Origin of the sequence: Mesorhizobium sp. M0870 (assembly GCF_040319775.1) — a bacterium.
Lineage (GTDB): Bacteria > Pseudomonadota > Alphaproteobacteria > Rhizobiales > Rhizobiaceae > Mesorhizobium.
Genome location: NZ_JAMYOI010000008.1, coordinates 119,550 through 145,758, shown reverse-complemented (window position 1 = coordinate 145,758; position 26,209 = coordinate 119,550). Strand labels below are relative to the sequence as shown.

General features: G+C 63.1%; 23 protein-coding genes and 1 other RNA gene. 9 read left to right on the top strand and 15 right to left on the bottom strand.

The genetic code is table 11. The features are described from left to right. Nucleotides 1-148 precede the first annotated feature (148 nt). Genes NKH97_RS12420 through NKH97_RS12410 form a run of 3 tightly spaced genes read left to right on the top strand, consistent with a single transcriptional unit; the run spans nucleotide 149 to nucleotide 5,456 of the window. Entirely contained in the window at nucleotides 149-1,288 is a 1,140-nt protein-coding gene (locus NKH97_RS12420) for an efflux RND transporter periplasmic adaptor subunit (protein ID WP_023811425.1), read from the top strand. After that, nucleotides 1,285-2,364, top strand: coding sequence for an efflux RND transporter periplasmic adaptor subunit (locus NKH97_RS12415; RefSeq protein ID WP_023811426.1), 1,080 nt, complete (start codon nucleotides 1,285-1,287; stop codon nucleotides 2,362-2,364). The genes NKH97_RS12420 and NKH97_RS12415 overlap by 4 nt, the downstream gene beginning before the upstream one ends. After that, a complete protein-coding gene (locus NKH97_RS12410) occupies nucleotides 2,361-5,456 on the top strand; it encodes an efflux RND transporter permease subunit (RefSeq protein ID WP_128304326.1) in 3,096 nt (1,031 codons plus the stop codon). The genes NKH97_RS12415 and NKH97_RS12410 overlap by 4 nt, the downstream gene beginning before the upstream one ends. A 12-nt stretch (nucleotides 5,457-5,468) precedes the next feature. Here NKH97_RS12410 and NKH97_RS12405 read toward each other — a convergent pair whose 3' ends face one another. The 13 genes from NKH97_RS12405 to ffs all read right to left on the bottom strand — a co-directional run bounded on the left by NKH97_RS12405 (nucleotide 5,469) and on the right by ffs (nucleotide 17,834). Continuing rightward, on the bottom strand, nucleotides 5,469-5,807 hold the full coding sequence (locus NKH97_RS12405; RefSeq protein WP_352797026.1) for a hypothetical protein: 339 nt from the start codon (nucleotides 5,805-5,807) through the stop codon (nucleotides 5,469-5,471). Between the two features lie 44 nt (nucleotides 5,808-5,851). Next, nucleotides 5,852-6,601: an ABC transporter ATP-binding protein gene (locus NKH97_RS12400; protein WP_352554666.1), complete on the bottom strand. Its 750-nt coding sequence runs from the start codon at nucleotides 6,599-6,601 to the stop codon at nucleotides 5,852-5,854. Then, nucleotides 6,598-7,443, bottom strand: a complete 846-nt coding sequence (locus tag NKH97_RS12395) for an ABC transporter ATP-binding protein (protein ID WP_031213315.1) — start codon at nucleotides 7,441-7,443, stop codon at nucleotides 6,598-6,600. The genes NKH97_RS12400 and NKH97_RS12395 overlap by 4 nt, the downstream gene beginning before the upstream one ends. After that, complete coding sequence (gene nikC / locus NKH97_RS12390; protein WP_023811431.1) at nucleotides 7,440-8,366, bottom strand: nickel transporter permease; 927 nt, start codon at nucleotides 8,364-8,366, stop codon at nucleotides 7,440-7,442. Before nikC ends, NKH97_RS12395 begins: the two co-directional genes overlap by 4 nt. A 298-nt stretch (nucleotides 8,367-8,664) precedes the next feature. Further along, nucleotides 8,665-9,732: an ABC transporter permease gene (locus NKH97_RS12385; RefSeq protein ID WP_128304323.1), complete on the bottom strand. Its 1,068-nt coding sequence runs from the start codon at nucleotides 9,730-9,732 to the stop codon at nucleotides 8,665-8,667. 18 nt (nucleotides 9,733-9,750) lie between these two features. Further along, on the bottom strand, nucleotides 9,751-11,394 hold the full coding sequence (locus tag NKH97_RS12380) for an ABC transporter substrate-binding protein (protein ID WP_128304322.1): 1,644 nt from the start codon (nucleotides 11,392-11,394) through the stop codon (nucleotides 9,751-9,753). Between the two features lie 262 nt (nucleotides 11,395-11,656). Beyond that, nucleotides 11,657-12,934, bottom strand: a complete 1,278-nt coding sequence (locus tag NKH97_RS12375; RefSeq protein ID WP_352797019.1) for a lytic murein transglycosylase — start codon at nucleotides 12,932-12,934, stop codon at nucleotides 11,657-11,659. 194 nt (nucleotides 12,935-13,128) lie between these two features. Beyond that, nucleotides 13,129-13,734 carry a recombination mediator RecR gene (recR, locus tag NKH97_RS12370; RefSeq protein ID WP_013527928.1) on the bottom strand — a complete coding sequence of 202 codons (606 nt, stop codon included), beginning with the start codon at nucleotides 13,732-13,734 and terminating at the stop codon, nucleotides 13,129-13,131. A 112-nt stretch (nucleotides 13,735-13,846) separates the two neighbouring features. Next, the gene (locus tag NKH97_RS12365) at nucleotides 13,847-14,779 is read right to left on the bottom strand and encodes a cell wall hydrolase (protein ID WP_128305644.1); all 933 of its coding nucleotides are present in this window, start codon (nucleotides 14,777-14,779) and stop codon (nucleotides 13,847-13,849) included. 270 nt (nucleotides 14,780-15,049) lie between these two features. Continuing rightward, nucleotides 15,050-15,439 (bottom strand): hypothetical protein, encoded by a 390-nt coding sequence (locus tag NKH97_RS12360; protein ID WP_127293990.1) that lies wholly within the window; start codon nucleotides 15,437-15,439, stop codon nucleotides 15,050-15,052. A 27-nt stretch (nucleotides 15,440-15,466) separates the two neighbouring features. Continuing rightward, on the bottom strand, nucleotides 15,467-15,790 hold the full coding sequence (locus NKH97_RS12355; protein ID WP_013527931.1) for a YbaB/EbfC family nucleoid-associated protein: 324 nt from the start codon (nucleotides 15,788-15,790) through the stop codon (nucleotides 15,467-15,469). 30 nt (nucleotides 15,791-15,820) lie between these two features. After that, nucleotides 15,821-17,632, bottom strand: coding sequence for a DNA polymerase III subunit gamma/tau (locus NKH97_RS12350; RefSeq protein WP_352797014.1), 1,812 nt, complete (start codon nucleotides 17,630-17,632; stop codon nucleotides 15,821-15,823). Nucleotides 17,633-17,737: 105 nt separating this feature from the next. Further along, nucleotides 17,738-17,834, bottom strand: an RNA gene (gene ffs, locus NKH97_RS12345) — signal recognition particle sRNA small type. 170 nt (nucleotides 17,835-18,004) lie between these two features. Between ffs and NKH97_RS12340 the strand changes: the two genes are divergently transcribed. Genes NKH97_RS12340 through NKH97_RS12330 form a run of 3 tightly spaced genes read left to right on the top strand, consistent with a single transcriptional unit; the run spans nucleotide 18,005 to nucleotide 19,753 of the window. Beyond that, nucleotides 18,005-18,424 carry an HIT domain-containing protein gene (locus tag NKH97_RS12340; protein WP_127293986.1) on the top strand — a complete coding sequence of 140 codons (420 nt, stop codon included), beginning with the start codon at nucleotides 18,005-18,007 and terminating at the stop codon, nucleotides 18,422-18,424. A gap of 41 nt (nucleotides 18,425-18,465) precedes the next feature. Continuing rightward, on the top strand, nucleotides 18,466-19,410 hold the full coding sequence (gene nudC / locus NKH97_RS12335; RefSeq protein WP_352439667.1) for an NAD(+) diphosphatase: 945 nt from the start codon (nucleotides 18,466-18,468) through the stop codon (nucleotides 19,408-19,410). 37 nt (nucleotides 19,411-19,447) lie between these two features. After that, a complete protein-coding gene (locus NKH97_RS12330; protein WP_127293984.1) occupies nucleotides 19,448-19,753 on the top strand; it encodes a Dabb family protein in 306 nt (101 codons plus the stop codon). A 56-nt stretch (nucleotides 19,754-19,809) separates the two neighbouring features. Here NKH97_RS12330 and NKH97_RS12325 read toward each other — a convergent pair whose 3' ends face one another. Beyond that, nucleotides 19,810-20,673 (bottom strand): prephenate dehydratase, encoded by an 864-nt coding sequence (locus NKH97_RS12325; RefSeq protein WP_127293982.1) that lies wholly within the window; start codon nucleotides 20,671-20,673, stop codon nucleotides 19,810-19,812. 9 nt (nucleotides 20,674-20,682) lie between these two features. After that, nucleotides 20,683-21,411: a 3-deoxy-manno-octulosonate cytidylyltransferase gene (locus NKH97_RS12320; RefSeq protein WP_128305649.1), complete on the bottom strand. Its 729-nt coding sequence runs from the start codon at nucleotides 21,409-21,411 to the stop codon at nucleotides 20,683-20,685. A 193-nt stretch (nucleotides 21,412-21,604) separates the two neighbouring features. Here NKH97_RS12320 and NKH97_RS12315 point away from each other — a divergent pair, with 193 nt between their 5' ends. From NKH97_RS12315 to NKH97_RS12305, 3 genes are all read left to right on the top strand, one after another. Next, nucleotides 21,605-22,297: a c-type cytochrome gene (locus NKH97_RS12315; protein WP_352439668.1), complete on the top strand. Its 693-nt coding sequence runs from the start codon at nucleotides 21,605-21,607 to the stop codon at nucleotides 22,295-22,297. 156 nt (nucleotides 22,298-22,453) lie between these two features. Then, a complete protein-coding gene (locus NKH97_RS12310) occupies nucleotides 22,454-24,334 on the top strand; it encodes an extracellular solute-binding protein (RefSeq protein ID WP_023811444.1) in 1,881 nt (626 codons plus the stop codon). Further along, complete coding sequence (locus tag NKH97_RS12305; RefSeq protein ID WP_023811445.1) at nucleotides 24,334-26,202, top strand: extracellular solute-binding protein; 1,869 nt, start codon at nucleotides 24,334-24,336, stop codon at nucleotides 26,200-26,202. Before NKH97_RS12310 ends, NKH97_RS12305 begins: the two co-directional genes overlap by 1 nt. Nucleotides 26,203-26,209 lie beyond the last annotated feature (7 nt).

Genomic DNA, 26,209 nt, shown 5'->3' with positions numbered 1-26,209 from the left:
GGCGATTGGGCCTGCGGTGGGCAGATCCCGGCGCTTAACCAGTCAGGCGATACACGTACGAGACCGGTTTCCTTTTCCCGGGGATCGACTATCCTCTGGATGTCCACGAGGCATCGCGACCAGCGAGCCGCCGCGGCCGGGGGAGCCCATGAGCAGGAACGTGACTTCGCCCGTCTCGCAGCCGTCGGTCCAAGCTCCCGGTCTTTTGTCTTTTCCAGCCGCCCCGGCGCTTTTCGCCTGCACGGCTGCGCTGCTTTTGGTCGGCTGCCAGAAGCAGGAAGCGGTGGACAAGAAACTGCAGATCATGGTGCGCACCGAAACGGTGGCGATGGCCGACTATGCGCCAAGGACCTCGCTGACCGGGGTGATCGCGGCGCGTACGCTGAACAATCTGTCGTTCCGGGTCGGCGGTCGCGTCGCCGAACGGTTTGTCGATGTCGGCCAGCATGTCGATCAAGGCACGGTGCTTGCCCGGATCGATCCGCAGGAGCAGGAATCCGATTTGCGCTCGGCGCAGGCCGATCTCGACGCGGCACAGGCGCAATTGACCCAGTCCGCCGCCGCCTTCGAACGGCAGAAGACGCTGCTCGCCCAGGGTTTCACCACCAGGCGCGATTATGACGCCGCGGACCAGGCCCTGAAGATGGCACAAGGCAGCGTCGATGCCGCGCAGAGCGCTTTCTCCAACGCCCAGCAAAACCTGTCCTTCACCGAACTCAAGGCCGGTGCCGCCGGCGTGATTACCGCCCGCCAAGTCGAAACCGGCCAAGTGGTGCAAGCCGCGCAAACCGTCTTCACCGTCGCCGAGGACGGGGACCGCGACGCGGTATTCAACGTGCAGGAGACGCTGATCGCCAAGACACCGGCATCGCCTGCGGTGACGATCACGCTGTTGTCCGATCCGCAGGTCAGGGCGACGGGCAAGGTCCGCGAAATCTCGCCTGCGGTCGACCCGGCTTCGGGCTCGATCCGGGTCAAAGTCGCCATTCCCGACACGCCCGCCGGCATGCCGCTGGGGGCAGCCGTCATCGGCTCGGTAAGCGCCAAACCGGCGAAGGCGATCCTGCTGCCTTGGCAGGCGCTGACGTCCAGCGGCGGCAAGCCGGCGGTCTGGATCGTCGATCCCTCGACCAAGGCGGTGACGATGGCGCCGGTCGAAGTGCTGGCGTTCAATTCGGGCACGGTCGTGATCGCCAAGGGGCTGGACGCGGGCCAGAGCGTCGTCACCGCTGGAGGACAGCTGCTCAGCCCTGGACAGACGATCGAAATATCGGGAGCGGGCCAATGAGCCGAACGCCACGCATCCTGCTCGGCGTGCTCATGCTCGGCGCGCTGGCATCCTGCTCCAAGTCGGAGGAAAAGCCGCCAGAGATCATCCGACCGGTGCTGTCGATGGTGATCGAGCCGCGCACCACGCAAATCTTCGGTTTTGCCGGATCCGTCGAACCGCAGGTCAGCGCCGACCTGGCCTTCCGCCTGCTTGGGCGGGTCGTCTCGCGCGACGTCCAGGTCGGCGACATCGTCAGCAAGGGCACGACGATAGCGGCACTCGATCCGACCGCGCTGGAGTTGGGCCTGCAGGCGGCCAAGGCGGAACTGTCCAATGCCGAGGCGCAGCTCGCCAACGCCGCCGCCAGCGAGGAACGGCAGCGCCAGTTGCTCGCCTCGGCCAACGCCACGCAAGCTGTCTTCGATGCCGCGCAGCAGGCGCGCAAAGCTGCGGAGGCAGGTGTCGAGCGGGCCAAGGCTTCGCTTGCCAAATCGCAGGAGCAACTCGGCTATGCCAGGCTGTTCTCTGATTTCGACGGTGTCGTCACCGCGGTGGGCGCCGAAGTTGGCCAGACGGTCTCGCCCGGCCAGACCATCGTCACCGTGGCGCGTTCGGACCTGCGCGAGGCGGTGGTCGACATTCCCGATCAATTGACCGGTGATCTTGAGGCCGGCACGCCCTTCCAGGTGATCCTGCAGTCGCTGCCGACGATCCAGACCGGGGCCAAGCTGCGCGAGATCGCACCGCAATCCGAGGGCTCGACCCGCACGCGGCGCGTCAAGCTGACGCTCACGGATCCGCCACAGGCCTTCCGGCTCGGCTCGACGGTGACGGCGACCCGCGTGACCAAGGTGGCACCGACGATCGAACTGCCGATGTCGGCGCTGTTCGAAAAGAACGGTTCCGCGAAAGTGTGGATCGTCGACCCGCAGACATCCAGCGTGAACGCACGCGACATCAAGATCGCGTCGAAGAATGGCGTTATCTTCACCGTGGCCGAAGGGCTTGACGCGGGCATGCGTGTCGTCACGGCGGGCGTCCACAGCCTGAGCGAAGGCCAGAAGGTGAAAGTGCTCGAGGGAGGCGCCTCATGAAAGGCTTCAATCTCTCCGACTGGGCGCTCAACCACCGCTCCATGGTCTGGTATTTCATGCTGGTCTTCGTCGTGGCTGGCGTGTTCTCCTACCTCAATCTCGGCCGTGAAGAAGACCCCAACTTCACCATCAAGACGATGATCATCCAGGCCAACTGGCCGGGCGCCTCGGTCAAGGAAACCGTGCAGCAGGTGACCGACCGTATCGAGAAGAAACTCGAGGAACTCGACAGCCTCGACTACACCAAGTCCGTCACCACGGCCGGCCAGACCGTCATCTTCGTCAACCTGAAGGACACCACCAAGGCACGCGATGTCGTGCCGAACTGGATTCAGGTGCGCAACATGGTCAACGACATCGGGGCGCAGTTTCCGCAGGGGGTGCAGGGACCGTTCTTCAACGACCGCTTCGGCGACGTCTATGGCAACATCTACGCCTTCACATCGGACGGGCTGACGCCGCGCCAGTTGCGCGACTATGTCGAGGACGCCAGAACAAAAATCCTGACCGTGCCCAACGCCGGCAAGGTCGACCTGGTCGGCGCCCAGGACGAGGCGATCTATCTCGAATTCTCGACCCGCCAGATCGCCGCCCTCGGCCTCAACCAGCAAGCGATCGTGGCGAGCCTGCAGGCGCAGAACGCGATTACGCCGTCCGGCGTCATTCAGTCCGGGCCGGAGCGCATCAGCGTGCGTGTCGGCGGGCAGTTCACCTCCGAGGACAGCCTGCGCGCCATCAATCTGCGCGTCAATGACCGCTTCTTCCGCCTCAGCGACGTGGCGACGATCACGCGCGGCTATGTCGATCCTCCTACGGCGCTATTCCGCTTCAACGGCCAGGACGCGATCGGGCTCGCCATCGGCATGAAACCCAACGCCAACCTGCTCGAATTCGGCGAGGCGCTGCACAAGGAGATGGACAAGGTGCTGGCCGACCTGCCGGTCGGTGTCGGCGTGCATCTGGTGGCCGACCAGCCGGTCATTGTCGAGGAGGCCGTCTCGGGCTTTACGCGCGCGCTGTTCGAGGCGGTCGCCATCGTGCTCGCGGTGTCGTTCATCAGCCTCGGCATGCGCGCCGGCTTCGTCGTGGCGCTGTCGATCCCGCTGGTGCTGGCCATCACCTTCACGGTCATGGCCTATCTCGGCATTTCGCTGCAGCGTATTTCCCTGGGTGCGCTGATCATCGCGCTCGGGCTTCTGGTCGACGACGCGATGATCGCGGTCGAGATGATGGTGGCGCGGCTGGAGGTCGGCGACAATCTGCGCAAGGCGGCGACCTATGTCTACACATCGACCGCCTTTCCGATGCTGACCGGTACGCTGGTGACGGTCGCCGGCTTCATCCCGATCGGCCTCAACAACAGCGCCGCCGGCGAATATACCTTCACCCTGTTCGTGGTCATCGCCGTTTCGCTGCTGGTGTCATGGGTCGTGGCGGTGCTGTTTGCGCCACTGCTCGGCGTCACCATCCTGCCGGCGACGATGAAAACCAAGCATCACGACCAGCCCGGCCGCTTCACCTCGCTTTTCCGGCGCGTGCTTGTCGGCTCGGTGCGCCATCACTGGCTGACCATCATCGTCACCGTGCTTTTGTTTGCCGGCTCGATCGCCGGCTTCGGGCTGGTGCAGCAGCAGTTCTTTCCGCCATCGGACCGGCCGGAGCTGATCGTCGACTGGAACCTGCCGCAGAATGCCTCGATCGCCGATACGCGCGACCAGATGGAGCGGTTCGAGCAGCGGGCGCTGGTCGGCAATCCCGACATCGACCATTTTTCGTCCTATATCGGCCAGGGCGCGGTGCGTTTCGTGCTCGCCTATGACGTGCAGCCGGCCAACCCCTATTTCGGCCAGACCGTCATCGTCACCAAGAGCATCGCGGCCCGCAACCGGGTCAAGCCGGCGCTTGAAAAACTGCTGCGCGAGGAGTTCGTCGGCACCGACGCCTTCGTCAAGCCGCTCGAACTCGGGCCCCCGGTCGGCCGCCCGGTGCAGTATCGCGTCGGCGGTCCCGACATCCAGACGGTGCGCGGGCTGGCGCAGCAATTCGCCGGTATCATTTCCGCCAACCCCAAGCTTGCCGCGCCGACCTTCGACTGGAACGAGCCGCAACGCGTGCTGAGGGTCGACGTGCTGCAGGACAAGGCACGCCAGCTTGGCATCACCTCTTCCGACATCGCCAGCGCGCTCAACAGCACCGTCGGCGGCGCTACCATCACGCAGGTGCGTGACGCCACCTACCTGATCAATGTCGTGGCGCGCTCGCGTGGGTCCGAACGCGGCTCGATCGAAACGTTGCAGAACATGCAGCTGCCGACCAGTACCGGCGAGGCGATCCCGCTCGCGGCCGTCGCCAACTTCCGCTACGATCTGGAGCAGCCAACGGTGTGGCGACGCGACCGCATCCCGACCATCACCGTGCGCGCCGGACTGGTCGGCGACGTGCTGCCGGCCACCGTCGTCAACGAATTGAAGCCGTCGGTCGATGCCTTCACCGCCAAGCTACCGCCGGGCTATTCGATCGCCACCGCCGGCTCGGTCGAGGAGAGTGCCAAAAGCCAAGGACCGATCGCCGCCGTCGTGCCGTTGATGCTGTTCGTCATGGCGACGATCCTGATGGTGCAATTGCAGAGTTTCCAGCGCCTGTTCCTGGTGGTGGCGGTGGCGCCGCTCGGCCTGATCGGCGTTGTGGCGGCCCTGGTGCCGAGCGGCGCGCCGCTCGGCTTCGTCGCCATCCTCGGCGTGCTGGCGCTGATCGGCATCCTGATCCGCAACTCGGTCATCCTGATCGTGCAGATCGAGGATCTCGTCCGGGAAGGCAAGGACCGCTGGGCGGCCGTCATCGAGGCGACGGAACACCGCATGCGGCCAATCGCGCTGACGGCGGCGGCCGCAAGTCTCGCCCTGATCCCGATCGCGCGCGAAGTGTTCTGGGGCCCGATGGCCTATGCCATGATGGGCGGCATCATCGCCGGCACGGCGATCACGCTGCTGTTCCTGCCAGCGCTTTATGTGACGTGGTTCAGGATCAAGGAGCCGAAAGCCCAGGAAGAGCTACCCGTGGAGAGCGGCGAACCGGTGCAAGCTCAGACTTAAGGCTTTGCCGGGTCATTCGTTGTCGTTGGAGGGTACGGGGCGTGACTTGGCGCGTTGCCACGGCGACGATTTTGAGGTGCGCCAGGCATGCCAACCTTTCGGCAAATCGGCCAACTCCACGATGGTTTCATCCAGTTGAACCACCTCTTGCAGGCCTACGAGCATTACCTCGCGTTCATCCCAATCTCGAGTGTCGCTGCTGTAGAATTGCCAACTGCCACCTTCGTCGTTGTAGCTGTCGTCGTCGTCATCTTCATGCACAACGTATGCGATCCAGTCGCCACGTTTAAATAGGCTCTCGTCCGACAACACCGCGAGGTTGGGCGGATCCGCAAACTTCCATTCCTCCATCGGAATCCCTGAAGACGGTTGGTTCTGCACACAGGAAGACGAATTCAGGCGGTTCTCACAAACCCGTCGCTCGCTCTCAGCAGGTTGCGAGTATAGTCCTTCGTCACGCGACGTTCGACGAGATCCGCCGCCGCCAGGTTCTCAACCGCCTCGCCGCTTTGCATCACCATCAGCCGCTCGCACATATGGGTGATGATGGCGAGGTCGTGGCTGACCATCAGGAAGGTCAGCTTGCGCCGCTTGCGTACCTCTTCCAACAGGTTGAGCACTTCCGCCTGCACCGAGGCATCGAGCGCCGAGGTCGGCTCGTCGAGCAGCAGGATCGAAGGTTCGAGGATCAGGGCACGGGCAATCGCCACGCGCTGGCGCTGGCCGCCCGATAGTTGGTGCGAATAGCGGAAGCGAAAGCCGTTTCCCAGCCCGACCTCGTCGAGCGCCCGCTGGATGCGCTTTTCGCCATCGGCGAAGCCGTGGATGGCAAGCGGCTCCTGCAGCAGGCGGTCGACGGTCTGGCGCGGGTGCAGCGAGCCGTACGGATCCTGAAAGACCATCTGCACTTCGCGGTAGAAGGCCTTGTCGCGGCGTGGCCCGAGCGTCTTGCCGTTGACGGCGATGCTGCCCGATGCGACCGGCGCAAGGCCGGCGATGGCCCGAAGCAGCGTCGATTTGCCGGAGCCGGATTCACCGACCAGGCCAAAGGATTCACCCGGCTGCACGTCGAGGCTGACGCCCTTCAGTGCGCGAAAACGGTCGAAGATCACTTCCAGCCTGTCGACGGCAATCGCAGAAGTCATGCCGCCCACTCCGGCTTGCGGTCGAGCACCGGCAGCGGGTGGCGGTCGGCACCGATCTTGGGCATGCAATTGAGCAAGCCGCGCGTGTAGGGATGCTGGGCATGGCCGAGTTCGGACGCCTTGAGCTGCTCGACCACCTTGCCGGCATACATGACGATGACGCGGTCGCAGAAGGATGAGACCAGGCGCAGATCGTGCGAGATGAAGATCAGCCCCATGCCGCGCTCACTGACCAGCCGGTCGAGAATGCCGAGCACATCAAGCTGCACGGTGACGTCGAGCGCCGAGGTCGGCTCGTCGGCGATCATCATTTCCGGACCGGCGATCAGCATCATGGCGATCATGGCGCGCTGGCCCATGCCGCCGGACACTTCATGCGGATGCAGGTTGAAGACGCGAGAGGGATCACGGATCTGCACCGCCTCCAGCATGGCCAATGCGCGGTCGCGCGCCTCGGCCTTGCCGACCTTTTCATGCGTGCGCAGCGTTTCGACGATCTGGCGGCCGATGCTCATCACCGGGTCGAGCGAGTATTTCGGATCCTGCAGGATCATGGCGATGCGCTTGCCGCGCAGCGCCCGGCGTTCGCGCGGCGAGACGCTGAGCAGGTCGATGCCGTCGAAGGCGAGCTTGTTGGCCGATATCCGCGCCTGCGGCGGCGTCAGGCCCATGATGGCGCGGCCGGTCTGCGATTTGCCGGAGCCGGATTCTCCGACGATGCCGAGCCGTTCGCGGCCGAGCGAGAAGGAGACGCCGCGAACCGCCTCGATCAGCCCGGTGCGGGTCGGGAAGGTGACGCGCAAATCGTCGACCTCGAGCAGCGTCTTCGTTTCCCTGCTCATTGGTCACCACTGCGGGGATCGAGCGCGTCGCGCAGGCCGTCGCCGAGCAGGTTGAAGCCGAGGCTGACGATGAGGATGGCGAAGCCCGGCGCACCGGCCACCCACCACTGGTCGAGCACGAAGCGGCGCCCCGACGCGATCATCGTGCCCCATTCCGGCAGCGGCGGTTGCGCGCCGAGGCCGAGGAAACCGAGCCCGGCGGCGGTCAGGATGATGCCGGCCATGTCGAGCGTCACCCTGACGATCAGGGACGAAATGCAAAGCGGCATGATATGGCGCAGCACGATGCGGAAGGGCGAGGCGCCCATCAGCTGCACCGCCTTGATGTAATCGGAATTGCGCACCGTCAGCGTCTCTGCCCGCGCGATGCGGGCGTAGGGCGGCCATGAGGTGATGGCGATGGCCAGCACCGCATTCTCGATGCCGGGGCCAAGTGCTGCAACAAACGCCAGCGCCAGGATCAGCTTGGGAAAGGCGAGAAAGATGTCGGTGATGCGCATCAGGATGGCATCGGTCCAGCCGCCGGCATAGCCGGCCACCGTGCCGACCAGAAGGCCGATCGGTGCCGCGATGATGGCGACCAGGATGACCACATAAAGGGTCCAGCGCGAGCCGTAGAGGATGCGCGACAGGATATCGCGGCCGAGATCGTCGGTGCCAAACCAGTGCTCGGTGCTCGGCGCCAGCAGGCGCGCGTTCTTCAGGTCGCCGAACGTCGGAGAATAAGGCGCCAGCACACCGGCAAGGGCGGCAACGATCAGCAAGGCAATGATAATGAGCAGGCCGAGAAAGGCCAGCCGGTTGGCGGAAAAGCGCCGCCACGCCACATAGGCGCGGCCGAGCCTCGCCTGGGTGCGCGAGGCCGGCCGCTCGCTGAGCAGCCAGTCGCGACGAGAGAGAGGACGGGCGTCGGAGGCGGTCATGATGATGCCTCTTGGAGCTGTCGACCCCCACTCCGGCCTGCTTCGCAGACCACCTCTCCCCCGCTCGACGGGGGAGAGGAAAGGCGCGAAGCGTGCGACCGGCTTTTCCTCTCCCCCGGGCAGGGGGAGAGGTGACCCGAAGGGCCGGAGTGGGGGTGATTGGCCGCAGCTGGAGCAATTCCAGGAAAAGTGTGAAACGGTTTTCCGTCCGGAATTGCGTAAAAACAAGGAGTTAGAGCGGGTAGCCGTTTCCGTGAAACGGTGAACTGCTCTAGGCCCGAAAGTGGAATACCTCTGCTCATTGAACCTTCGTCCTCGGATCGAGGACCCGATACAGAAGGTCGGAGAGGAGATTGATGGCGATGAACACCGAGCCGATGACTATGGTGCCGCCGAGCACCGCATTCATGTCGGCGTTCTGCAGCGAGTTGGTTATGTAGAGGCCGATGCCCGGCCATGAGAAGACGGTCTCGGTCAGCACCGAACCTTCGAGCAGCCCGGCATAGGAGAGCGCGATCACCGTCACCATCGGCACCGCCGCATTGCGCAGCGCGTGGCCCCAGATGATGCGGGTTTCCGACAGGCCCTTGGCGCGCGCCGCGACGATATATTCCTGCGACAATTCGTTGAGCATGAACGAGCGCGTCATGCGGCTGATATAGGCGAGCGAGAAATAACCGAGCAGCGAGGCCGGCAGGATGATGTGGCGGAAGGCGTCGTAAAAAACGTCCCACTGCCCCTGCATCGCAGAGTCGAGGAGATAGAAGCCAGTGATCGGCGTAAAGGTGTATTCGTAGACGATGTCGAGCCGCGCGGGGAAGGCAACCCATTGCAGCTTGGCGTAAAACAGCACCAGCGCCAGCAGTCCCAGCCAGAAGATCGGCACGGAATAGCCGATCAGGCCGATGATACGCACGATCTGATCGATGAAACTGCCGCGCCTGACCGCGGCCAGCACGCCAAGCGGTACGCCGAACAGCGCGCCGATCAGCGTCCCCAGCGTCGCCAGTTCCGTCGTGGCCGGAAGCGCCCGGCGAATGTCGGTCATGACAGGATTGGTGGTCAGCACAGAGACACCGAAATTGCCGTTCAGGGCATTTTTCACATAGATGTAGAACTGCTCGACCAGCGGCAAATCGAGGCCCATCTCGCGGCGCGTGCGCTCGACGACATTGGCCGGCGCCCGGTCGCCGAGCACCGCCAGCACCGGGTCGATCGGGATGACGCGACCGATGAAGAAGGTGACCGCGAGCAGACCAAGATAGGTCGTGATCGCGATGACCAGGAAACGGCCAAGCGATGATGCAATAGCGACGGCACGGGCGCTGCCGCGCCCCGCCGCCACTTCCTTTTCAACCGTGCTCATGCGGCGTGTCCGCGAGCACTATTCCTTGGACACCGGCCCGACGAAATTGCTGTCGAAGCTCGGGCCGAGGGCAAAGCCCTTGAGGTTCTTGCGCAGGCCGGCCACTTCCAGCTGCTGGTGGATGACGACGAAGGGGCTGGTGTCCAGGATCTTCTTCTCGAGATCCTTGTACATGTCAGCGCGCTTGCCGGCGTCCTTCTCGAGCAGCGCTGCTTCCGTCTCCTTGGTCAGGTCCGGAATGTCCCAGGCGTTGCGCCAGGCCAGCGTCTTGGACTTACCCGCATCCGAGTTGTCCGGATTCGAGGCAAAGGTCTGGGCGTTGGAATTCGGGTCGAAATAATCCTGGCCCCACTGGCCGATATAGATGTCGTGGTTGCGGGCGCGGTACTTGGTCAGCGTCTGCTTGCCGTCGCCCGGGATGATCTCGAGCTTGATGCCGGCCTGTCCGAGCGTCTGCTGGATCGATTCCGCCATGCCGGTCGTCGGCTGACCGGTGCGTACGTCCATGGTTACGCTGAAGCCGTCGGGCAGACCGGCCTTGGCCAGCAATTCCTTGGCCTTGGCGACATCGAACTTGAACGGATTCTCATCCAATTCGCCGAGCACACCCTTCGGCAGGAAGGTCTGGTGGATTTCGCCGATGCCCTTGAGGATCGTCGAGCTCAGCGCATCGTAGTCGACCAGGTATTTGAAGGCTTGGCGGACCTCGGGCTTGGCGAGGTTGGCATTCTTCTGGTTGAGGCTGATGTAATAGACCGTGCCCTTCGGCGCGCTGGTCGAGATGAGATCGGCGTTCTTGGCGATGGCGTCGAGGTCGTTCGGCTCGAGATTGCGGGCAACGTCGATGTCGCCGGCCTCGAGCGCCAGGCGCTGGCCCGAGCTTTCCTTCATGTTGCGGTAGATGACGCGGGCAAGCTTGGCCTTCTCGCCGTAGTAATTATCGTTGCGCTCGAGAACGACCACCTCATTGGCCCGCCATTCGCGCAGCTTGAAGACGCCGGAGCCGGCGTAGCCGGTCTTCAGCCAGGCATTGCCGAAATCATTGTCCCATTTGTAGTCGGCGCTCGGCGTCACCGCAGCGACATGTTCCTTGACCAGCTTGGCGTCGACCACCGATGCAACCGTTGCCGACAGGCAGTTCAGCACGAAGCTCGGCGCATAGGCCTTGTCGACGGTGAACTGGAAGGTGGTCTCGTCGACCGCCTTGGCCTTCTCGGCGACGTTGTCGCCGCTGATGCCGAATTGGCCGATGATGAAGGCCGGGCTCTTGTCGAGCTTGACGGCGCGTTCGAACGACCAGGCGACGTCGGCCGCGGTGATCGGATTGCCGGAAGCGAATTTCAGGCCGGGCTTGAGCTTGAATGTGTAGGTCAGGCCGTCATCGGAGACGGTCCAGCTTTCGGCAAGGTCTCCCTTGACCTTGGAGGTGTCGCTGAGGTCGAGACGGACAAGCAGATCATACGTGTTGCCGGTGACCTCGGCGGTCGACAGCTCGAACGCCTCGCCCGGATCCATGGAGATGATGTCGTCGATCGCGAAACCTTCGACCAGCGTGTCGGCGGGCGTGACCGCACCGGCGGGCGCGCCGGCCAGAAGCAGCGCGGACATGGCTGCACCCGCCAGCAGGAAGCGAGAGCGTAGAGCAAACTTTTCCATCATCATCGTGATTGTTCCCTGTTTTGTTGTTTGTTGACCTGAGTTCCCGGCTCAGGGTTGTGCAATTCTTTTCGGGCCTGGAGAAGGCCCCAGTGATCTCTTACCGTTGCGGTTTTTGTCCAGTTGGTCAACACCATATCCGGCAGCCTCGTGGCGGGCAACGAGCATTTATACGATGGCTCAATGGGCCAGAAAGGCCGGTGGGATGTCGACGCATCGGCCAGCCAATCGAGGCTGCCGATCGAGGATAATCTGGCGAATGTCGCGGCTATCTCAGCGCCGCGACCAGGCTGGTGTCAGGGAAGCAGGTGGCGGCGCGGCCGTTCTTGGCTTGCCAAATGCCGATCGAACGGCGGGTCTTGAAGCCGGGCAGGCCATCGGCGCTGCCGACGTCATAGCCCTTGGCTTCCAGCGCGCGTTGCAGAGCGGCTATGTCCGAACGGTGGAGCCCGCCGACCGCGCCCCAGCTGCCGGCAAAATTCGAATCGCCATGGGCGATGCGATCGGCGCCATGGCCGATGAACAGCGCGTAGAGGTCGCTGGTGTTGTACTGCTTCAGCACGTAGAAATTGGGCGTGGCGATAAAGGCCGGACCGCTGCGCCCTGCCGGCATCAGCAGGAAGCCTTCGGCCTTCATCTCACTCGCTGGAAACGGCTTGCCGCCGACGCGCCTAACGCCCATTGCCGCCCATTCGGAGATTTTCTTGCCCTGGTCCGGGCCTTCCAACGAACAGGAAACGCTTTCCGGCACCATCACCTCGAAACCCCAGCCACGGCCCTTTACCCAGCCATAGTGGACGAGATAATTGGCGATCGAGGCCAGCACGTCCGGCGTCGAGTTCCAGATGTCGGCGCGGCCGTCGCCGTCGAAATCGACGGCATGTTTCAGGAACGAGGTCGGCATGAATTGCGGCTGGCCGAGCGCTCCGGCCCAGGACGATTTCATCGCGCCGACCGGAGCCAGCCCGCGCTCGACGATCTCGAGTGCAGCAAGCAGTTCGGTGCGGAAGAAGTCCTTCCTGGTCGACATGAACGCTTTGGTGCCCAGCACTTCGAAGGCGCCGTAGGGCATCTTCGCCGCGCCGAATCCGGTCTCGCGGCCCCAGATCGCCAGCAGCACTTCGCCCGGCACGCCGTAGCGCTTTTCGATAGATGCAAGTGTCCTGGCATTGGTGGCTTCGCGCGCCCGGCCGCCCGCCGTCACCGCGCGAACCGTCTTCTCGGCGAAATAGGCGCCGGGTGAGCCGAATTCGGCCTGGTGCTGCTTCTGCGGCGTGGTCGCCTTATCGCCCGGCTTGACCAGGTCGGGCAGCTTCAGATTGGGATTGATGCCGTCGAAGGCGGCATCGAGGGTGGCTTTGGAAATGCCTTTCGCCCTGGCTTGCGGCCAAAGGTCGTTCTGCAGCCAGGCGCGAAACTGGTCGTCGATCTTTGCGGCGGAGGCGGGGGTGGAAAGGAGGACCGCGAGAAGAACTGCAAAAAAGGAAAACAGAGCCAATCTGAGAGGTTTGCGTTCCTTCACACCCCCCTCTGTCCTGCCGGACATCTCCCCCGCAAGGGGGGAGATTGGCCGCTTCATCGGCGGCGCTCTTGTTGCAATGTCGGCGATTTGCGAAAACAAAGATGACATCCGATCTCCCCCCTTGCGGGGGAGATGTCCGGCAGGACAGAGGGGGGTGCTTGGCACCAGCCTCGACGGATGCGCAACAATCATGATCCGCATCCTCTGCCGCAACTTTGTCAAAACGCCGTCCGCGAGCGCAGCGCCGCGGCCAGCGTGCCCTCGTCGAGATAGTCGAGTTCGCCGCCGACAGGCACGCCATGCGCCAGTCGTGTCACCTTGATATCGAAGCCGGACAGCTGATCGGTGAGGTAATGCGCGGTCGTCTGGCCTTCCACCGTAGCATTGACGGCGAGGATGATCTCCTTGACCTCGCCACCGGCGACGCGATCGACCAGCGAGCGCATGTTGAGCTGCTCGGGGCCGATGCCGTCGAGTGGCGACAATGTGCCGCCGAGAACGTGGTAGCGCACATTCATCGCCGCCGCGCGCTCCAGCGCCCACAGGTCGGAGACGTCCTCGACGACGATGATGGTGCCGGCATCTCGGCGCGGATCGGTGCAGATCATGCAAGGGTCCGATGTATCGACATTGCCGCAGGTCGAGCAGATACGCACCTTGTCGGCCGCCTCGGCCATGGCGGCGGCCAGCGGCGACAGAAGCTGCTCCTTCTTCTTGATCAGATGAAGGGCGGCACGCCTGGCCGAACGGGGACCCAGCCCCGGCACCTTGGCCAGGAGCTGGATCAGACGTTCGATCTCGGGACCGGCGATTCGCTTCGACATCGCTCTGATCTAGGATTTTTCAGAGCGCTTTGGAACATCCGCATACGCATGACCGCCATATTGGCCTTGGCGGACCAAAATGGGCGGGGCCCATGGGATCATGGAGAGCAGATCAGTTGGTTTCGAGCGGCCGGCCCTGGCTGACGATCATCGCGCCGACAGCGTCGGTGTTCTCAGGCGTCGACTGGAAACCCATAGACGCCTCTTGCGGCGCTTCCTCGACCGAGGAGATGACCCTCGTCCTTGTGTTCAAGGTTCCGCCAAAACGGGCGGCATCCGGTTCCTCCATCGGCTCCTGCATCGCCACCACCGTCGGCTCCGCCGAGACACGCGCAGATTTCGCGGCCGGCGCGGCGGCCGCGGTCATATAGGTCTGTTGGGCAGGAGCGGACCGGACGGTGGCCGGCTTGGCCGGACGCACCGGCTCGGCGGACGCGACCATCGTCACCGGCTCCGCTGGCTTCTGCGGCGCCGCCGAGGCAATGGCGACCTGCGGCTCGTCGGGCAGCGGCTGCCAGTTGCGACCGCGCTTCTCATAGAAGGCATTGCCGCCGGCAACCATGGTGTAGTGCATGTTCTTGTAGGGGAAGCGTAGGCCGGCGGTGTGGAAGAACATGGTGTTCTTGAGCTTGGACTTGCGCTCCCCCTTCAGCACCGCGTCGGCGGCTTCCTCGACATCGGGCATTGCGCGTGAATTCATCGGCCTTGTCATGACGCCGGGGGCAAACTGCCCGCGCTCGCCCACCACCGCGCAGATGGTGCTGCCGTGCTTGCCGGAGCGCAGCCGGTTCATCACCACCGTGCCGACCGCGATCATGCCGTCGCGGCTCGAGCGGTTGGATTCAAAGAACATCGCCCGTTCCAGGCATTCCTTGTCCTTCGGCGTGTGGCTGTACGCCCGGGAGCTCAGGAAACCCGGCGTGATGGCGTCGGTCAAGCTGGCGACGGACATGCCGTGTGAAGTGGTCTGGCTACAGGCAGCCAAAAACAGGGGTGAAATGACGGCGCCGAGCAACAGCGGCGTCTTCCATCGCGTAGAAATCAACAGGTAACCCTCTCACTTCGTGCCCGCCCCAGGCTGCGGCAAGAATGAGACACTTTCGGGCAAAATGATGGCCAAAACGTTATTAACAATGCACTGTTGCCAAATTGGCACAATTTCGTGGCTTTCCAAATAGATCGGGCCATCATTTCACAAAAGCGATGACCCCTCTCTCTTTGTTTCGCCGCAATTGCCCCAAGGGAAAGCGCTACGCGCTTTTCCCGGGCAAACGCTGTTCCTTTCTCCTGGAACCGGTCTGCAGCCCGGCCGCAATCACGGCCGCTGGCCAGGCTCAAGCTCCTCGACCTTCTCCGAAAACAGGCCGCGCCGGAGGAACAGCGTCCGCGCCTCCCTGGCCGTCGGGGCGATCTTTCCCGGCCAGTCGCTGTCAATGAACTCAGCCTTGGTGAAGTCCGGATTTGTCTCGCTTGCCGCCTCCAGGAATTCGGCGATCTCCAGCACGATCGCGCGCTCGTCCTTCGAAAGCGCCGATGTGCCGGCTTCGATCGAAGGGCGATGGACGAAATCCTCGAACAGATAGAAATAACCCTTGATGCCGACGAGATCGACGCCGTCGTCACAATCGGCCAGGATTTCCAGGATCTCGTAGATCCTGTTGCGGATACGCTGCTCGATCAGTCTTTCGGAGGGCTCTTCGGTCATGTCGATGATGGGCGCGCACGCCGAATGCTAGAAGGGCAGTTTCATTCCCGGCGGGATCGGCAGACCTGCGGTCAGCGCCTTGGTCTTTTCCTGCATGATCTGCTCGACCTTGGTCTTGGCGTCGTTGTGAGCGGCCAGCACCAGGTCTTCCAGGATCTCGACATCGTCTTCCTTGAACAGAGACGGATCGATCTTCAGCGACTTCATCTCGAATTTTCCGGTCAGCGTCACGTTGACCAGGCCGCCGCCGGCCTGGCCGGACGCTTCCAACGTGGCGATCTCGTCCTGCATGGCCTGGAACTTGGCCTGCATTTCCTTCGCCTTGCCCATCAGGCCGAGAAGATCTTTCATGGTCGGGTCCTTTGCGGATTCGTGGCTGGATCAGGTTTCGTCGTCGTCAGCCGGCGGCTCGACCGGCACTTCAGCCTCTGTCGTTTCGGCTTCCGGCGCGTCTGGAATGCGCACGTCGATGATCTTGGCGCCGGGAAAGCGCGCCAGGATAGCGGCCACGGTCGGGTCGCTCTTGGCATCGAGAAAAGCCGTCTCGCGCTTGGCCGATTCCATTTCGGCGAGCGTCTGGCCGCCCTCTTCCTTCGACAGCGAGACCAGCCAGCTGCGGCCGGTCCAGGCGCGCAATTTCGTCGTCAGGTCGTTGAGCAGCATCTTGGGCGCATCGCCGGTCAGGCCGACGTCGATGCGGCCGGGCTCGATGCGCACAAACCGGATGCAGCTCTTGACCAGCACCTTGAAGGCGATGTCACGCTGCGCATCGGCGAGCGCAATGATGTCGGCCAGCGATTTCAGCGGCGCCGATTCCATGGCCGGCTCCGGAGGAGCGACGTAGGCAACGGCAGCAGGCGAGGCTTCGACCAGCCGCATGGTCTGCGCACCGCCAGGACCGGCGGGCATGCGCGTCTGCGCCACCGCGCCGGCGCCACCGCCGTTGCCGGAACTTGCAGGCGCGCCATTCGGGCGCGGCGCGCCGCTTTGGACCGACGCTCCGCCCTCGAGCGATCTCAACGCCTCGTCCAGCGTCGGCAGGTCGGCGGCATGCGCCAGCCGGATCAGCACCATTTCGGCGGCACTGACCGGCCGGTTGGAGGACTGCACTTCGGGAATGCCCTTGAGCAGCATCTGCCATGTCCGCGACAGCACCCTGACCGACAGCGTCCTTGCGAAATCGGCGCCGCGCTGCCGCTCGTCCTCCGACAGCGAGGCATCCTCGATGGCCGTCGGCACGAAACGCAGCCGGGTGACGAGATGGTTGAATTCGGCAAGGTCGGTCAGCACGGCGGCCGGATCGGCGCCGGTGTCATACTGCGCACGGAATTCGCCAAGGGCGGCTGCCACATCACCCTTCATCACATGTTCGAACAGATCGACGATGCGGGCGCGGTCGGCAAGTCCCAGCATCGCCCGCACAGCCGCGGCACCGACAGTGCCGGCGCCATGGGCAATCGCCTGGTCGAGGATGGAGAGCGAATCACGGGCCGAGCCTTCGGCGGCGCGCGCGATCATCGCCAGCGCGTCGTCGTCGACCGCAATGCCTTCCTGGGCCGAGATCGAGCCGAGATGCGCGACCAGCGCGCCGGCGTCGATGCGCCTCAGGTCGAAGCGCTGGCAGCGCGACAGGACAGTGATCGGGACCTTGCGGATTTCGGTGGTGGCGAAGATGAATTTGACGTGCGGCGGCGGCTCTTCCAGCGTCTTCAGCAGGCCGTTGAAGGCCTGCGTCGACAGCATGTGCACTTCGTCGATGATATAGACCTTGTAACGGGCCGAGACCGGCGCATAGCGCACGCGCTCGATGATATCCCTGATGTCGTCGATGCCGGTATGCGAGGCGGCGTCCATCTCGATGACGTCGACATGGCGGCCCTCCATGATCGCCTGGCAATGCTCGCCGAGCACCGCGAGGTCGACCGAAGGCTGGTCGATATCAGCGGTTTTATAATTCAGGGCCCGCGCGAGGATGCGCGCCGTCGTGGTCTTGCCGACGCCGCGCACCCCGGTCAGCATCCAGGCCTGGGCGATGCGGCCGGTGGCAAAGGCATTGGTGAGGGTGCGCACCATCGGCTCCTGGCCGACCAGCTCGGAGAAGTTCGAAGGACGGTACTTGCGCGCCAGCACGCGATAGGCGGCGGCCTTGCCTATCTCCAGGCTTTTTGGTCCCGAATTTCCGGCTTCGCTCATACGCCCGTAAAGCTCCAAATGGCCGCGCCCGAAGGCGGCCGATTCCTGCGCATAGTCTCGCCCGCGCTGCAATGCGTCGTCAATGTCGCGAGAGGGGCCGATGAGGTGGGAGGCTGGAACAATGACCCGTTCCGGGCTCGTTAGGGCTGCTTCCTTCCGGACCTGACCCGGTTGGCGAGTGGATCGTCCACCACCAACCTCCCGCTTTCCATATCGGCAATTGCGCGACGAAATGCAAGTCCGCCGAAGAAATCGCAAAATATGGAATTGGCGCACCAATGCGTGAGGGGCGCAATGATTCGCTTGCAGCCCCCTTGCCGCCGCTCTAGCCTTCATGTGTTGAGCAAACCAAGAAAAGCAAGGGAAACGCCGATGCTGCCGGGCCTGGAGGCCGGATTCACGCTGGACGCACGGCTGGAGGCGGACAGCGAACAGTTGATGTGGCTTGGGCTGTGCGAATTGCGGGTGATGAACGACCGCCGCTGGCCATGGCTGCTGCTGGTGCCGCAGCGGCCCGGCGCGGAGGAAATCCATGACATGACGCCGCTCGACCAGACGATGCTGACCTTCGAGACCAATATGGTGGCGCAGGCGCTGAAGAAGGCGACCGGCTGCACCAAGATCAACACCGGCGCGCTCGGCAACATCGTGCGCCAGTTGCACATCCATGTCATCGCGCGTTCGGAAGGCGATCCCGGCTGGCCAGGCCCTGTGTGGGGACATGGTCTGCGAGAGCCCTATCAACGTTCCGACTTGCGACGGTTTGCCGAAACGATCAAGGCGGCGCTATAAGCGTTCCCCGTGTCCATCCCTCAACGTATCCCAGAGTCCCCATGAGCTTCCGCCTGTTTGACGCGCCTTTGCGCGAGCCGAGCCAGTTCGTCGGCTTTGCCGGCAACATGATCGACCGGCAGTCCGAGAACCGCGCCGACGATTCGGTCGACAAGGCGCTGGCCGATCCGGCGACACGGCTGCTTCTGATGCATGGCGGCCGGCTCTATTTGAAGCTCGGCGATAGCGGCGCTCTCGATCCCTGGTTCGGCGCCACCGAGAGCGAGCCCTTCAAGGTTTCCCTGGCGCAAGGCATTCTGCTCGGCTTTTCCGAACGAGGACCGGTGCTGGCCGTGCCCGCCGGCTTCGAACCCGAACAGCTTCCGGAAGCAGTCAAGGCCATCGACTACCGCTCGGTCTACATGCAAGGGCTGATCGACGAGGCGGCGGCTGGCGCGATGGCGCAAGGGGCGGCCCTGCTTGCCTGGCATGCCAGCCATCGCTTCTGCAGCAAATGTGGTACGGAATCGCAGATGCGGGCCGGCGGCTACAAGCGCCATTGCCCGAATTGCGGCACCGAGCATTTTCCGCGCACCGACCCGGTGGCGATCATGCTGACGGCGACGCGGGAAAAATGCCTGCTCGGACGCGGCCGGCATTTCGCGCCGGGCATGTACTCGGCCCTTGCCGGCTTCATCGAGCCGGGCGAGACGATCGAGGCGGCGGTGCGCCGCGAGACGCTGGAAGAGGCCGGTATACGGCTTGGCCGCGTCGTCTACCACGCCAGCCAGCCCTGGCCGTTCCCCTATTCGCTGATGATCGGCTGCTTCGGCGAGCCGCTCAATGACGATATCCAGGCCGACCTCAACGAGCTTGAGGACTGCCGCTGGTTTTTTCGCGACGAGGTGCGCCTGATGCTGGAAAGGACGCACAAGGACAATCTGGTCACGCCGCCGAAAGGCGCCATTGCGCATCACCTCATCCGCGCCTGGGTCGATTCAGAATGATGGCAGCGAACACCGAAAGACATTGCAGGAGCAGGACATGATCCGTCACACCGTCGTTTTCACGCTGAAGCATCCGCCGCATTCGCTGGAGGAAAAGCGGTTCCTGGTCGACGCCAAGAAAATCCTAACCGCGATCAGAGGCGTCACGCATTTCGAGCAATTGCGGCAGATCAGCCCCAAGAACGACTATCATTTCGGCTTCTCGATGGAGTTCGCCGACCAGGCCGCCTACAACAGGTACAACGACCATCCGGACCATGTCGCCTTCGTGCGCGACCGCTGGGTGCCGGAGGTCGAGGCCTTCATGGAGATCGACTACGTGCCGCTGGGCGCGGTGATTTAGGGCATGGTCCCGAAAAGTGGAAACCGGTTTTTGGACAAGATCATGCCCAGTAGCGATCAGTCCGCAACCTTCCACTGCTCACGCGACTCACTGGCCGGATAGACGCCCAGAATCCGCACTTCGCGGGAGAAGAAACGGAGCTCGTCCAGCGCAAGCTTGACCAGCGGGTCGTCGGGATGGCCCTCGATGTCGGCATAAAACAGCGTCGCCGTGAAAGCGCCCAACTGGTAGCTCTCCAGCTTGGTCATGTTGATGCCGTTGGTGGCAAAACCGCCCATCGCCTTGTAGAGCGCGGCCGGCACGTTGCGGACGCGAAAGATGAAGGTCGTCATCATCTTGACGTCGGGTGATGGGCGCTCGGCCCATTGCTTGTTCTTGGTCAGGACGACAAAGCGGGTGACGTTGCTGTCGGTGTCCTCGACGTTTTGCTCGATGATGTCGAGCCCGTAGAGGGTCGCTGCCAGCGCCGGCGACAGCGCCGCCATGGTGCGGTCCTTGACCTCGGAGACCATCTTGGCTGCACCAGCCGTATCGCCGGCGACGATCGCCTTCCAGCCGTTCTTGCGGATGTATTTGCGGCACTGGCCAAGCGCGTGGATGTGGCTGTGCACCGTCTTGATCTCGTCGCGCCTGACGCCCGGCAGCACCATCAGCTGGAAATGGATCGGCAGGAAATATTCGCCGATGATGTGCAGCTTCGATTCCGGCAAGAGATGATGGATATCGGCGACGCGCCCGGCAATGGTGTTCTCGATCGGGATCATGGCGAGATCGGCCTTGCCGGTCTCGACCGCGTTGAACGCATCCTCGAAGGTCGGGCACGGCAACGGCTCCATCGATGGATAGACGTTGCGGGAGGCAGTGTCGGAATTGGCGCCCGGCTCGCCCTGGAAGGATATTCTGTTGGTCTTTTCAGGCATGCCGATATCTCAGGTTGAAAGGATCTGTCTGGCGCGTTCGAGGTCTTCCGGCGTGTCGACGCCGAGCGGCAGCGACTGGACGATCTCGGCGTCGATGCGCATGCCGGCTTCCAGCGCCCGCAACTGTTCCAGCCGCTCGCGCCGTTCGAGCGGCGACGGCTTCAGCGCGACGAAACGCTCAAGTGCTTCGCGGCGATAGGCGTAGAGGCCGACATGATGATAGAGCGGCCCCTCGCCCCAAGGCGCCGTGGCACGGGTGAAATAGAGCGCCCTCAGCCTGCTGCCGGAAAGCGGCGAACCGACGATCTTGACGACATTGGGATTGGTCTTTTCCTCGTCGCGGACGATCTCGACGCCGAGCGTGGCGATGTCCACCGCACTGTCCTCGAAAGGCCTGAGCGACGCGGCGATAATCTGCGGATCGATGGTCGGCAGGTCGCCTTGCACATTGACGATGGTTTCGACCTTGCGCCCGGGGTCGAGCGCGATCAGCGCCTCGTGGATGCGGTCGGAGCCGGATTCGTGATCCGTGCGCGTCATCACGGCCTCGAACCCGTGCGCGCGCATCGCTTGCGCCACGCTTTGCGTGTCGGTCGCCACCACCACCCGGCCAAGGCCGGCTTCGGCGGCGCGGCGGGCGACATGGACGATCATCGGGGCGCCTGCGATGTCGGCCAGCGGCTTGCCCGGCAGGCGGGTCGAGGCCATGCGGGCCGGGATCAGGATCAGCGTGGACATTTCGGGTGCAAGGCGTCTCGAAAGAGGACAGGGAAAGTGGCAAAAGGTCTCACTGGAAGCGCCCTTATAGGTGTTGCAACGCCGCAGCAAAAGACCTAGTTTCCGCCCGATTTGACCGCCCTGGCAGGACGGGTCACGATACCGACGGACGGAGTGGACGGTTCTGTCCGCCGGAAAAGGGAGCAAGGGGCGTATGGATTCCAACGAAGTCAACAAACTGCTCGCCGGATTGCTCGGAACCGTTTTCGTCGTCTTCTCGGTCGGCATTGTGTCCGATGCGCTGTTTGCCTCGCCTGCGCCGGAAAAGCCCGGCTTCGCCATCGAGGCCGCGGAGCCCGCCGAAGGCGGCCCGGCCGCTCCTGCCGCAGCCGAAAAGCCGATCGCAGATCTTCTGGCCAATGCAAATGCCGAACAGGGCGCTGCCATCTTCAAGAAGTGCCAGGCCTGCCATTCCGGCGAAAAGGGCGGTCCTAACAAGGTCGGCCCCGATCTGTGGGACATCGTCGACCGTCCGGTCGCCTCTCACGAGGGCTTCGCCTATTCGGCGGGCATGAAGGAATATTCCAAGGGCGGCACAGAGAAGTGGACCTACGATAACCTCAACCACTTCATCACGTCGCCCAAGAAGGACGTTAAAGGCACGGCGATGGGCTTTGCCGGCCTGCCGAAGGAAGAAGACCGCGCCAACGTCATCGCCTATCTGCGCACGCTGTCCGACAATCCCAAGCCGCTGCCGGCACCGGGTGCCGCCGCCGATGCAGGCGCGCCCGCCAAGCCTGCCGATGCAGCCGCTCCGGCAAAGCCGGCTGATGGTGCCGCGCCCGCGAAACCGGCCGCTCCTGCCGCCCCGGCTCCGGCCGCACCCGCACCGGCGCCTGCCCAATAGTCAGATATCATCTCGACGACCTTGAAAAAGCCGGGTTCAGCCCGGCTTTTTTGTTGGGAAAACCGCATAGGCGGCGACAAAGCCGCGCATGGCGGTTTTCACGGGCGCCAAATCATCTAGATTGCCGATGAACGGGCATTGCGAAGAGGATAGTGCATGACGGTTGGCCGAACGCTTCTCAAGTCGTTGCTGGCGGCAGCCCTTCTGGCGGCGGGATTGCAGGCTGCCCTCGCCGATGAATGGCGCACCACGTCATCGCTGATCGGCGAGTCCAAATACGGCGCCAATTTCCAGCACTACGACTACGTCAACCCCGACGCGCCCAAGGGCGGCACGCTGAACCGGGTGGTGATCGGCACCTACGACAACTTCAATCCTTATATCGTGCAGGGATCGCCGGCGGCCGGCCTCGTGGGATTCGGCGGCGGCCTACTCTACGACACGCTGATGGAGCAGGCGACCGACGAAGGCAGCACCAGCCACCCACTGATCGCCGATGCCTACAAGTATCCGGCCGACTATTCCTCCGCGACCTACCGCCTCGACCCGCGCGCCAAATGGCACGACGGCCAGCCGATCACTGTCGACGACGTGATCTGGTCGTTCCAGGTGCTGAAGGCCAACAGCCCGTTGTATAACCGCTATTTTGAGAACGTCACCGACGCGGTCGCGGTCTCCGATCGCGAGGTCGAGTTCCACTTTAATCAGAAAGGCAACAGGGAACTGCCGAAGATTCTCGGCGATCTCGTCGTTCTGCCAAAGCATTGGTGGGAGGGCAACGACGCCAGCGGCAAGAAGCGCGACATCACCAAGACGACTCTGGAGCCGCCGCTGGGGTCAGCGGCCTACAAGATCGCGAGTTTCAAGCCGGGTTCCGAAATCGTCTGGCAGCGTGTGCCGGACTATTGGGGCGCCAAACTGCCAGTGAAGATCGGCCGCGAGAATTTCGACAGGCAGCGTTTCAGCTATTTCCTTGACGACAACGCCGGTTGGCAGGCCTTCACCAAAGGGGGGTTCGAAGACTTCCGCGCCGAGACACGCGCCCAGCGTTGGGCGGTCGAATACACCTTTCCGGCGATCAAATCCGGAGATGTCATCAAAAAGGAGTTCCCCACAACCTCACCGGAACCCATGCAGTCCTATTTGATAAATACGCGCCGCCCGCTGTTCCAGGATGTACGCGTACGCCAGGCACTCACCTACGCGTATGATTTCGAGAGCATGAACCGAACCATTTTCTTCGGCGCCTATACGCGCACAGACAGCTATTTCGAAGGCGGCGATCTGGCCTCGACCGGCCTGCCACAGGGCAAGGAGTTGGAGATACTCCAGCCGTTTCGAGACAAGTTGCCACCTGAACTGTTCAAGCAGGAATTCAAGCTGCCGGTCTACGACACGCCACAATCGGGTCGCGAGAATTTGCGCAAGGCCTACGAGCTTTTCAAGCAAGCCGGCTGGGTCAATCAGGCCGGAAAGCTGGTGAATGCGAAGACCGGCGAAGTGTTCAAGATCGAGTTCCTCGGCAACGATCCCGTTGACGAGCGGGTCGCCTCGCCTTTCATCGACAATTTGCGGCGGCTGGGCATCGATGCAACGCTGCGCATTGTCGATGACAGCCAATACACCAACCGTACTCGCGCTTTCGACTTCGATATGCTGGCGCTCGCAGGTTTTCAGCAATCCAACTCACCCGGCAACGAACAGCGCGACTTTTTCAGTTCCACAGCTGCGGACAGGGCCGGATCACGAAATTTGGCCGGCATCAAGAATCCTGTCGTCGACGCACTGATCGACCGCGTCATCTTTGCAACGGACCGAGACGACCTGATGGCTGCGACCCATGCCCTTGACCGAGTGTTGCTTTGGAACTTCTACATGGTGCCGCAATGGCACCTGGGGAAAGTTCGGGCCGCATACTGGAACAAGTTCGCAATGCCTGAAAAACAGCCAACCTATCTCGGCGTCGATTTGGACTCTTGGTGGATCGACCCGGACAAGGAGAAGGCGCTGGCGGCCAAATACAAGGGTGGCAATTGATGGCGGCCCTTGCCCGCCGCGACTTTCTCGCCCTGGGCAGTGCCGCGGCAGCCGCCGCCTTGCTGCCCGGCAAGGCCTTCGCCGACACTGCGACCGGCACCAAGCTGCACGGCCTGTCGGCCTTCGGCGACCTCAAATACAAGCTCGGTTTCGCGCATTTCGACTACGTCAATCCGGACGCCCCAAAGGGTGGCCAGATGAATTTCGCGCCGCCGAACTCGACCCTCAATCAGAGCTTCCTGACCTTCAACACATTGAACTCACTGGTGTTGAAGGGGGAGGCGCCGCCGCGTACCGAACTTTGTTTCGATTCCCTGATGACAAGCGCGCTCGATGAGCCGGATGCGGCCTACGGCCTGCTTGCCGAAACCGTTACCCTGTCGCCGGACCGCAACGGTTTCCGCTTCGCGCTGCGACCGCAAGCGCGTTTCCACGACGGTTCGCCGCTGACCGCGCAGGACGTTGTCTTTTCGCTGAAGCTTTATCAAGACAAAGGCCATCCTAACCTTTCCCAAGCGTTGCGGTACATGACCGACGCGGTTGCGGTCGATCCCGCTACCGTCGATCTCACCCTCAACGGCAAGCAGTCGGCGCAAAACATCCTTGCGATCGTGGGAATGCCTATCGTCTCCAAGGCCTTTTATACGGCCAATGATTTCGATGCTTCGACCATGACACCGCCGCTTGGCTCGGGTCCCTACAAGATTGGACGCGTGGCGGCCGGACAGACTGTCGAATATGACCGCGTGGCCGACTATTGGGGCCGCGATCTGCCAGTGAACCGCGGCCTCTACAATTTCGACCGCATCCGCATCGACTTCTATCTTGACCGGCAAGCGGCATTCGAGGCCTTCAAGAAAGGCGACACGCATTTTCGCGAGGAATTCACCTCACGGGTATGGGCTACCGGCTACGACTTTCCGGCGCTGAAGGACGGCAAGGTCGTCAAACGGGAATTTCCCGGCGAGAAGACGCCGGACATGCAGGCTGTCGCGCTGAACCAGCGTCGTCCGCAATTCCGCGATGAGCGGGTGCGGCGGGCGATCGCCAGGTGCTTCGATTTCGAATGGATGAAGCGGGCGCTGTTTTACGGCTCCTACGAGCGCTCTCAATCGAATTTCGAACGGTCGGACTACAAGGCCGAAGGCCTGCCCTCGCCTGAGGAATTGGCCCTGCTGGAGCCGTTCCGGGCCGAGTTGCCGCCAGAGGTTTTCGGTGAAGCGGTAACACAGCCCCTGTCCGACGGTTCGGGCCATGACCGCAAGCTGCTGGGCGAGGCTTCGAGATTGCTTGCGCAAGCCGGCTGGAAGCGCGATGGCAGTTTCGTCGTCAACGACAAGGGTGAGCGGCTGCGGGTCGAAATGCTGGCGGAGGACGACGGCATCGTTCGCATCTACACCCCTTGGTCCGAGAATATGAAGGCGATCGGGATCGACGCATCGATCCGGCAAATCGATTCGGCGCAGTATGAGCAGCGGCACAGCAATTACGACTTCGATCTCGCCTTGCTGCATTGGTCAATCGGGGCGACGCCGACCGACGACAGCCTGCAGATGCTCTATGATTCCCGGATGGCGAAAATCCCGGGGCAGCGCAACTATCCGGGCACCGAAAGCAAGGCCATCGACGCCCTGATCGCGGCAGCCGGCAAGGCGAAAGACCGTATAGAACTCGTCACGGCGCTCAGAGCGCTCGACCGGGTCTTGCGCGCGCGGCTCGACTGGATTCCAACATACTATCTGGCGAATCACCGCGTCGCCTATTGGGACATGTTCGGCTTTGTCGAACAGAAGCCCGATTTCGGCTTTCCGGTCGAGACGCTGTGGTGGTTCGATAAGGGCAAGGCGGCAAGAATTGGCAAAGGCTGAGATGTTC

Bases quoted from the DNA above. Each gene is read 5' to 3' on its own strand.
- NKH97_RS12385 (WP_128304323.1), bottom strand. From the start codon at position 9,732: ATGAGCACGGTTGAAAAGGAAGTGGCGGCGGGGCGCGGCAGCGCCCGT.
- NKH97_RS12380 (WP_128304322.1), bottom strand. From the start codon at position 11,394: ATGATGATGGAAAAGTTTGCTCTACGCTCTCGCTTCCTGCTGGCGGGT.
- recR (WP_013527928.1), bottom strand. From the start codon at position 13,734: ATGTCGAAGCGAATCGCCGGTCCCGAGATCGAACGTCTGATCCAGCTC.
- NKH97_RS12395 (WP_031213315.1), bottom strand. From the start codon at position 7,443: ATGAGCAGGGAAACGAAGACGCTGCTCGAGGTCGACGATTTGCGCGTC.
- nudC (WP_352439667.1), top strand. From the start codon at position 18,466: ATGAGCTTCCGCCTGTTTGACGCGCCTTTGCGCGAGCCGAGCCAGTTC.
- NKH97_RS12310 (WP_023811444.1), top strand. From the start codon at position 22,454: ATGACGGTTGGCCGAACGCTTCTCAAGTCGTTGCTGGCGGCAGCCCTT.
- NKH97_RS12360 (WP_127293990.1), bottom strand. From the start codon at position 15,439: ATGACCGAAGAGCCCTCCGAAAGACTGATCGAGCAGCGTATCCGCAAC.
- NKH97_RS12325 (WP_127293982.1), bottom strand. From the start codon at position 20,673: ATGCCTGAAAAGACCAACAGAATATCCTTCCAGGGCGAGCCGGGCGCC.
- NKH97_RS12350 (WP_352797014.1), bottom strand. From the start codon at position 17,632: ATGAGCGAAGCCGGAAATTCGGGACCAAAAAGCCTGGAGATAGGCAAG.
- NKH97_RS12375 (WP_352797019.1), bottom strand. From the start codon at position 12,934: ATGTCCGGCAGGACAGAGGGGGGTGTGAAGGAACGCAAACCTCTCAGA.
- NKH97_RS12315 (WP_352439668.1), top strand. From the start codon at position 21,605: ATGGATTCCAACGAAGTCAACAAACTGCTCGCCGGATTGCTCGGAACC.
- NKH97_RS12320 (WP_128305649.1), bottom strand. From the start codon at position 21,411: ATGTCCACGCTGATCCTGATCCCGGCCCGCATGGCCTCGACCCGCCTG.
- NKH97_RS12415 (WP_023811426.1), top strand. From the start codon at position 1,285: ATGAGCCGAACGCCACGCATCCTGCTCGGCGTGCTCATGCTCGGCGCG.
- NKH97_RS12410 (WP_128304326.1), top strand. From the start codon at position 2,361: ATGAAAGGCTTCAATCTCTCCGACTGGGCGCTCAACCACCGCTCCATG.
- NKH97_RS12305 (WP_023811445.1), top strand. From the start codon at position 24,334: ATGGCGGCCCTTGCCCGCCGCGACTTTCTCGCCCTGGGCAGTGCCGCG.
- NKH97_RS12420 (WP_023811425.1), top strand. From the start codon at position 149: ATGAGCAGGAACGTGACTTCGCCCGTCTCGCAGCCGTCGGTCCAAGCT.
- NKH97_RS12405 (WP_352797026.1), bottom strand. From the start codon at position 5,807: ATGGAGGAATGGAAGTTTGCGGATCCGCCCAACCTCGCGGTGTTGTCG.
- nikC (WP_023811431.1), bottom strand. From the start codon at position 8,366: ATGACCGCCTCCGACGCCCGTCCTCTCTCTCGTCGCGACTGGCTGCTC.
- NKH97_RS12400 (WP_352554666.1), bottom strand. From the start codon at position 6,601: ATGACTTCTGCGATTGCCGTCGACAGGCTGGAAGTGATCTTCGACCGT.
- NKH97_RS12340 (WP_127293986.1), top strand. From the start codon at position 18,005: ATGCTGCCGGGCCTGGAGGCCGGATTCACGCTGGACGCACGGCTGGAG.
- NKH97_RS12355 (WP_013527931.1), bottom strand. From the start codon at position 15,790: ATGAAAGATCTTCTCGGCCTGATGGGCAAGGCGAAGGAAATGCAGGCC.
- NKH97_RS12330 (WP_127293984.1), top strand. From the start codon at position 19,448: ATGATCCGTCACACCGTCGTTTTCACGCTGAAGCATCCGCCGCATTCG.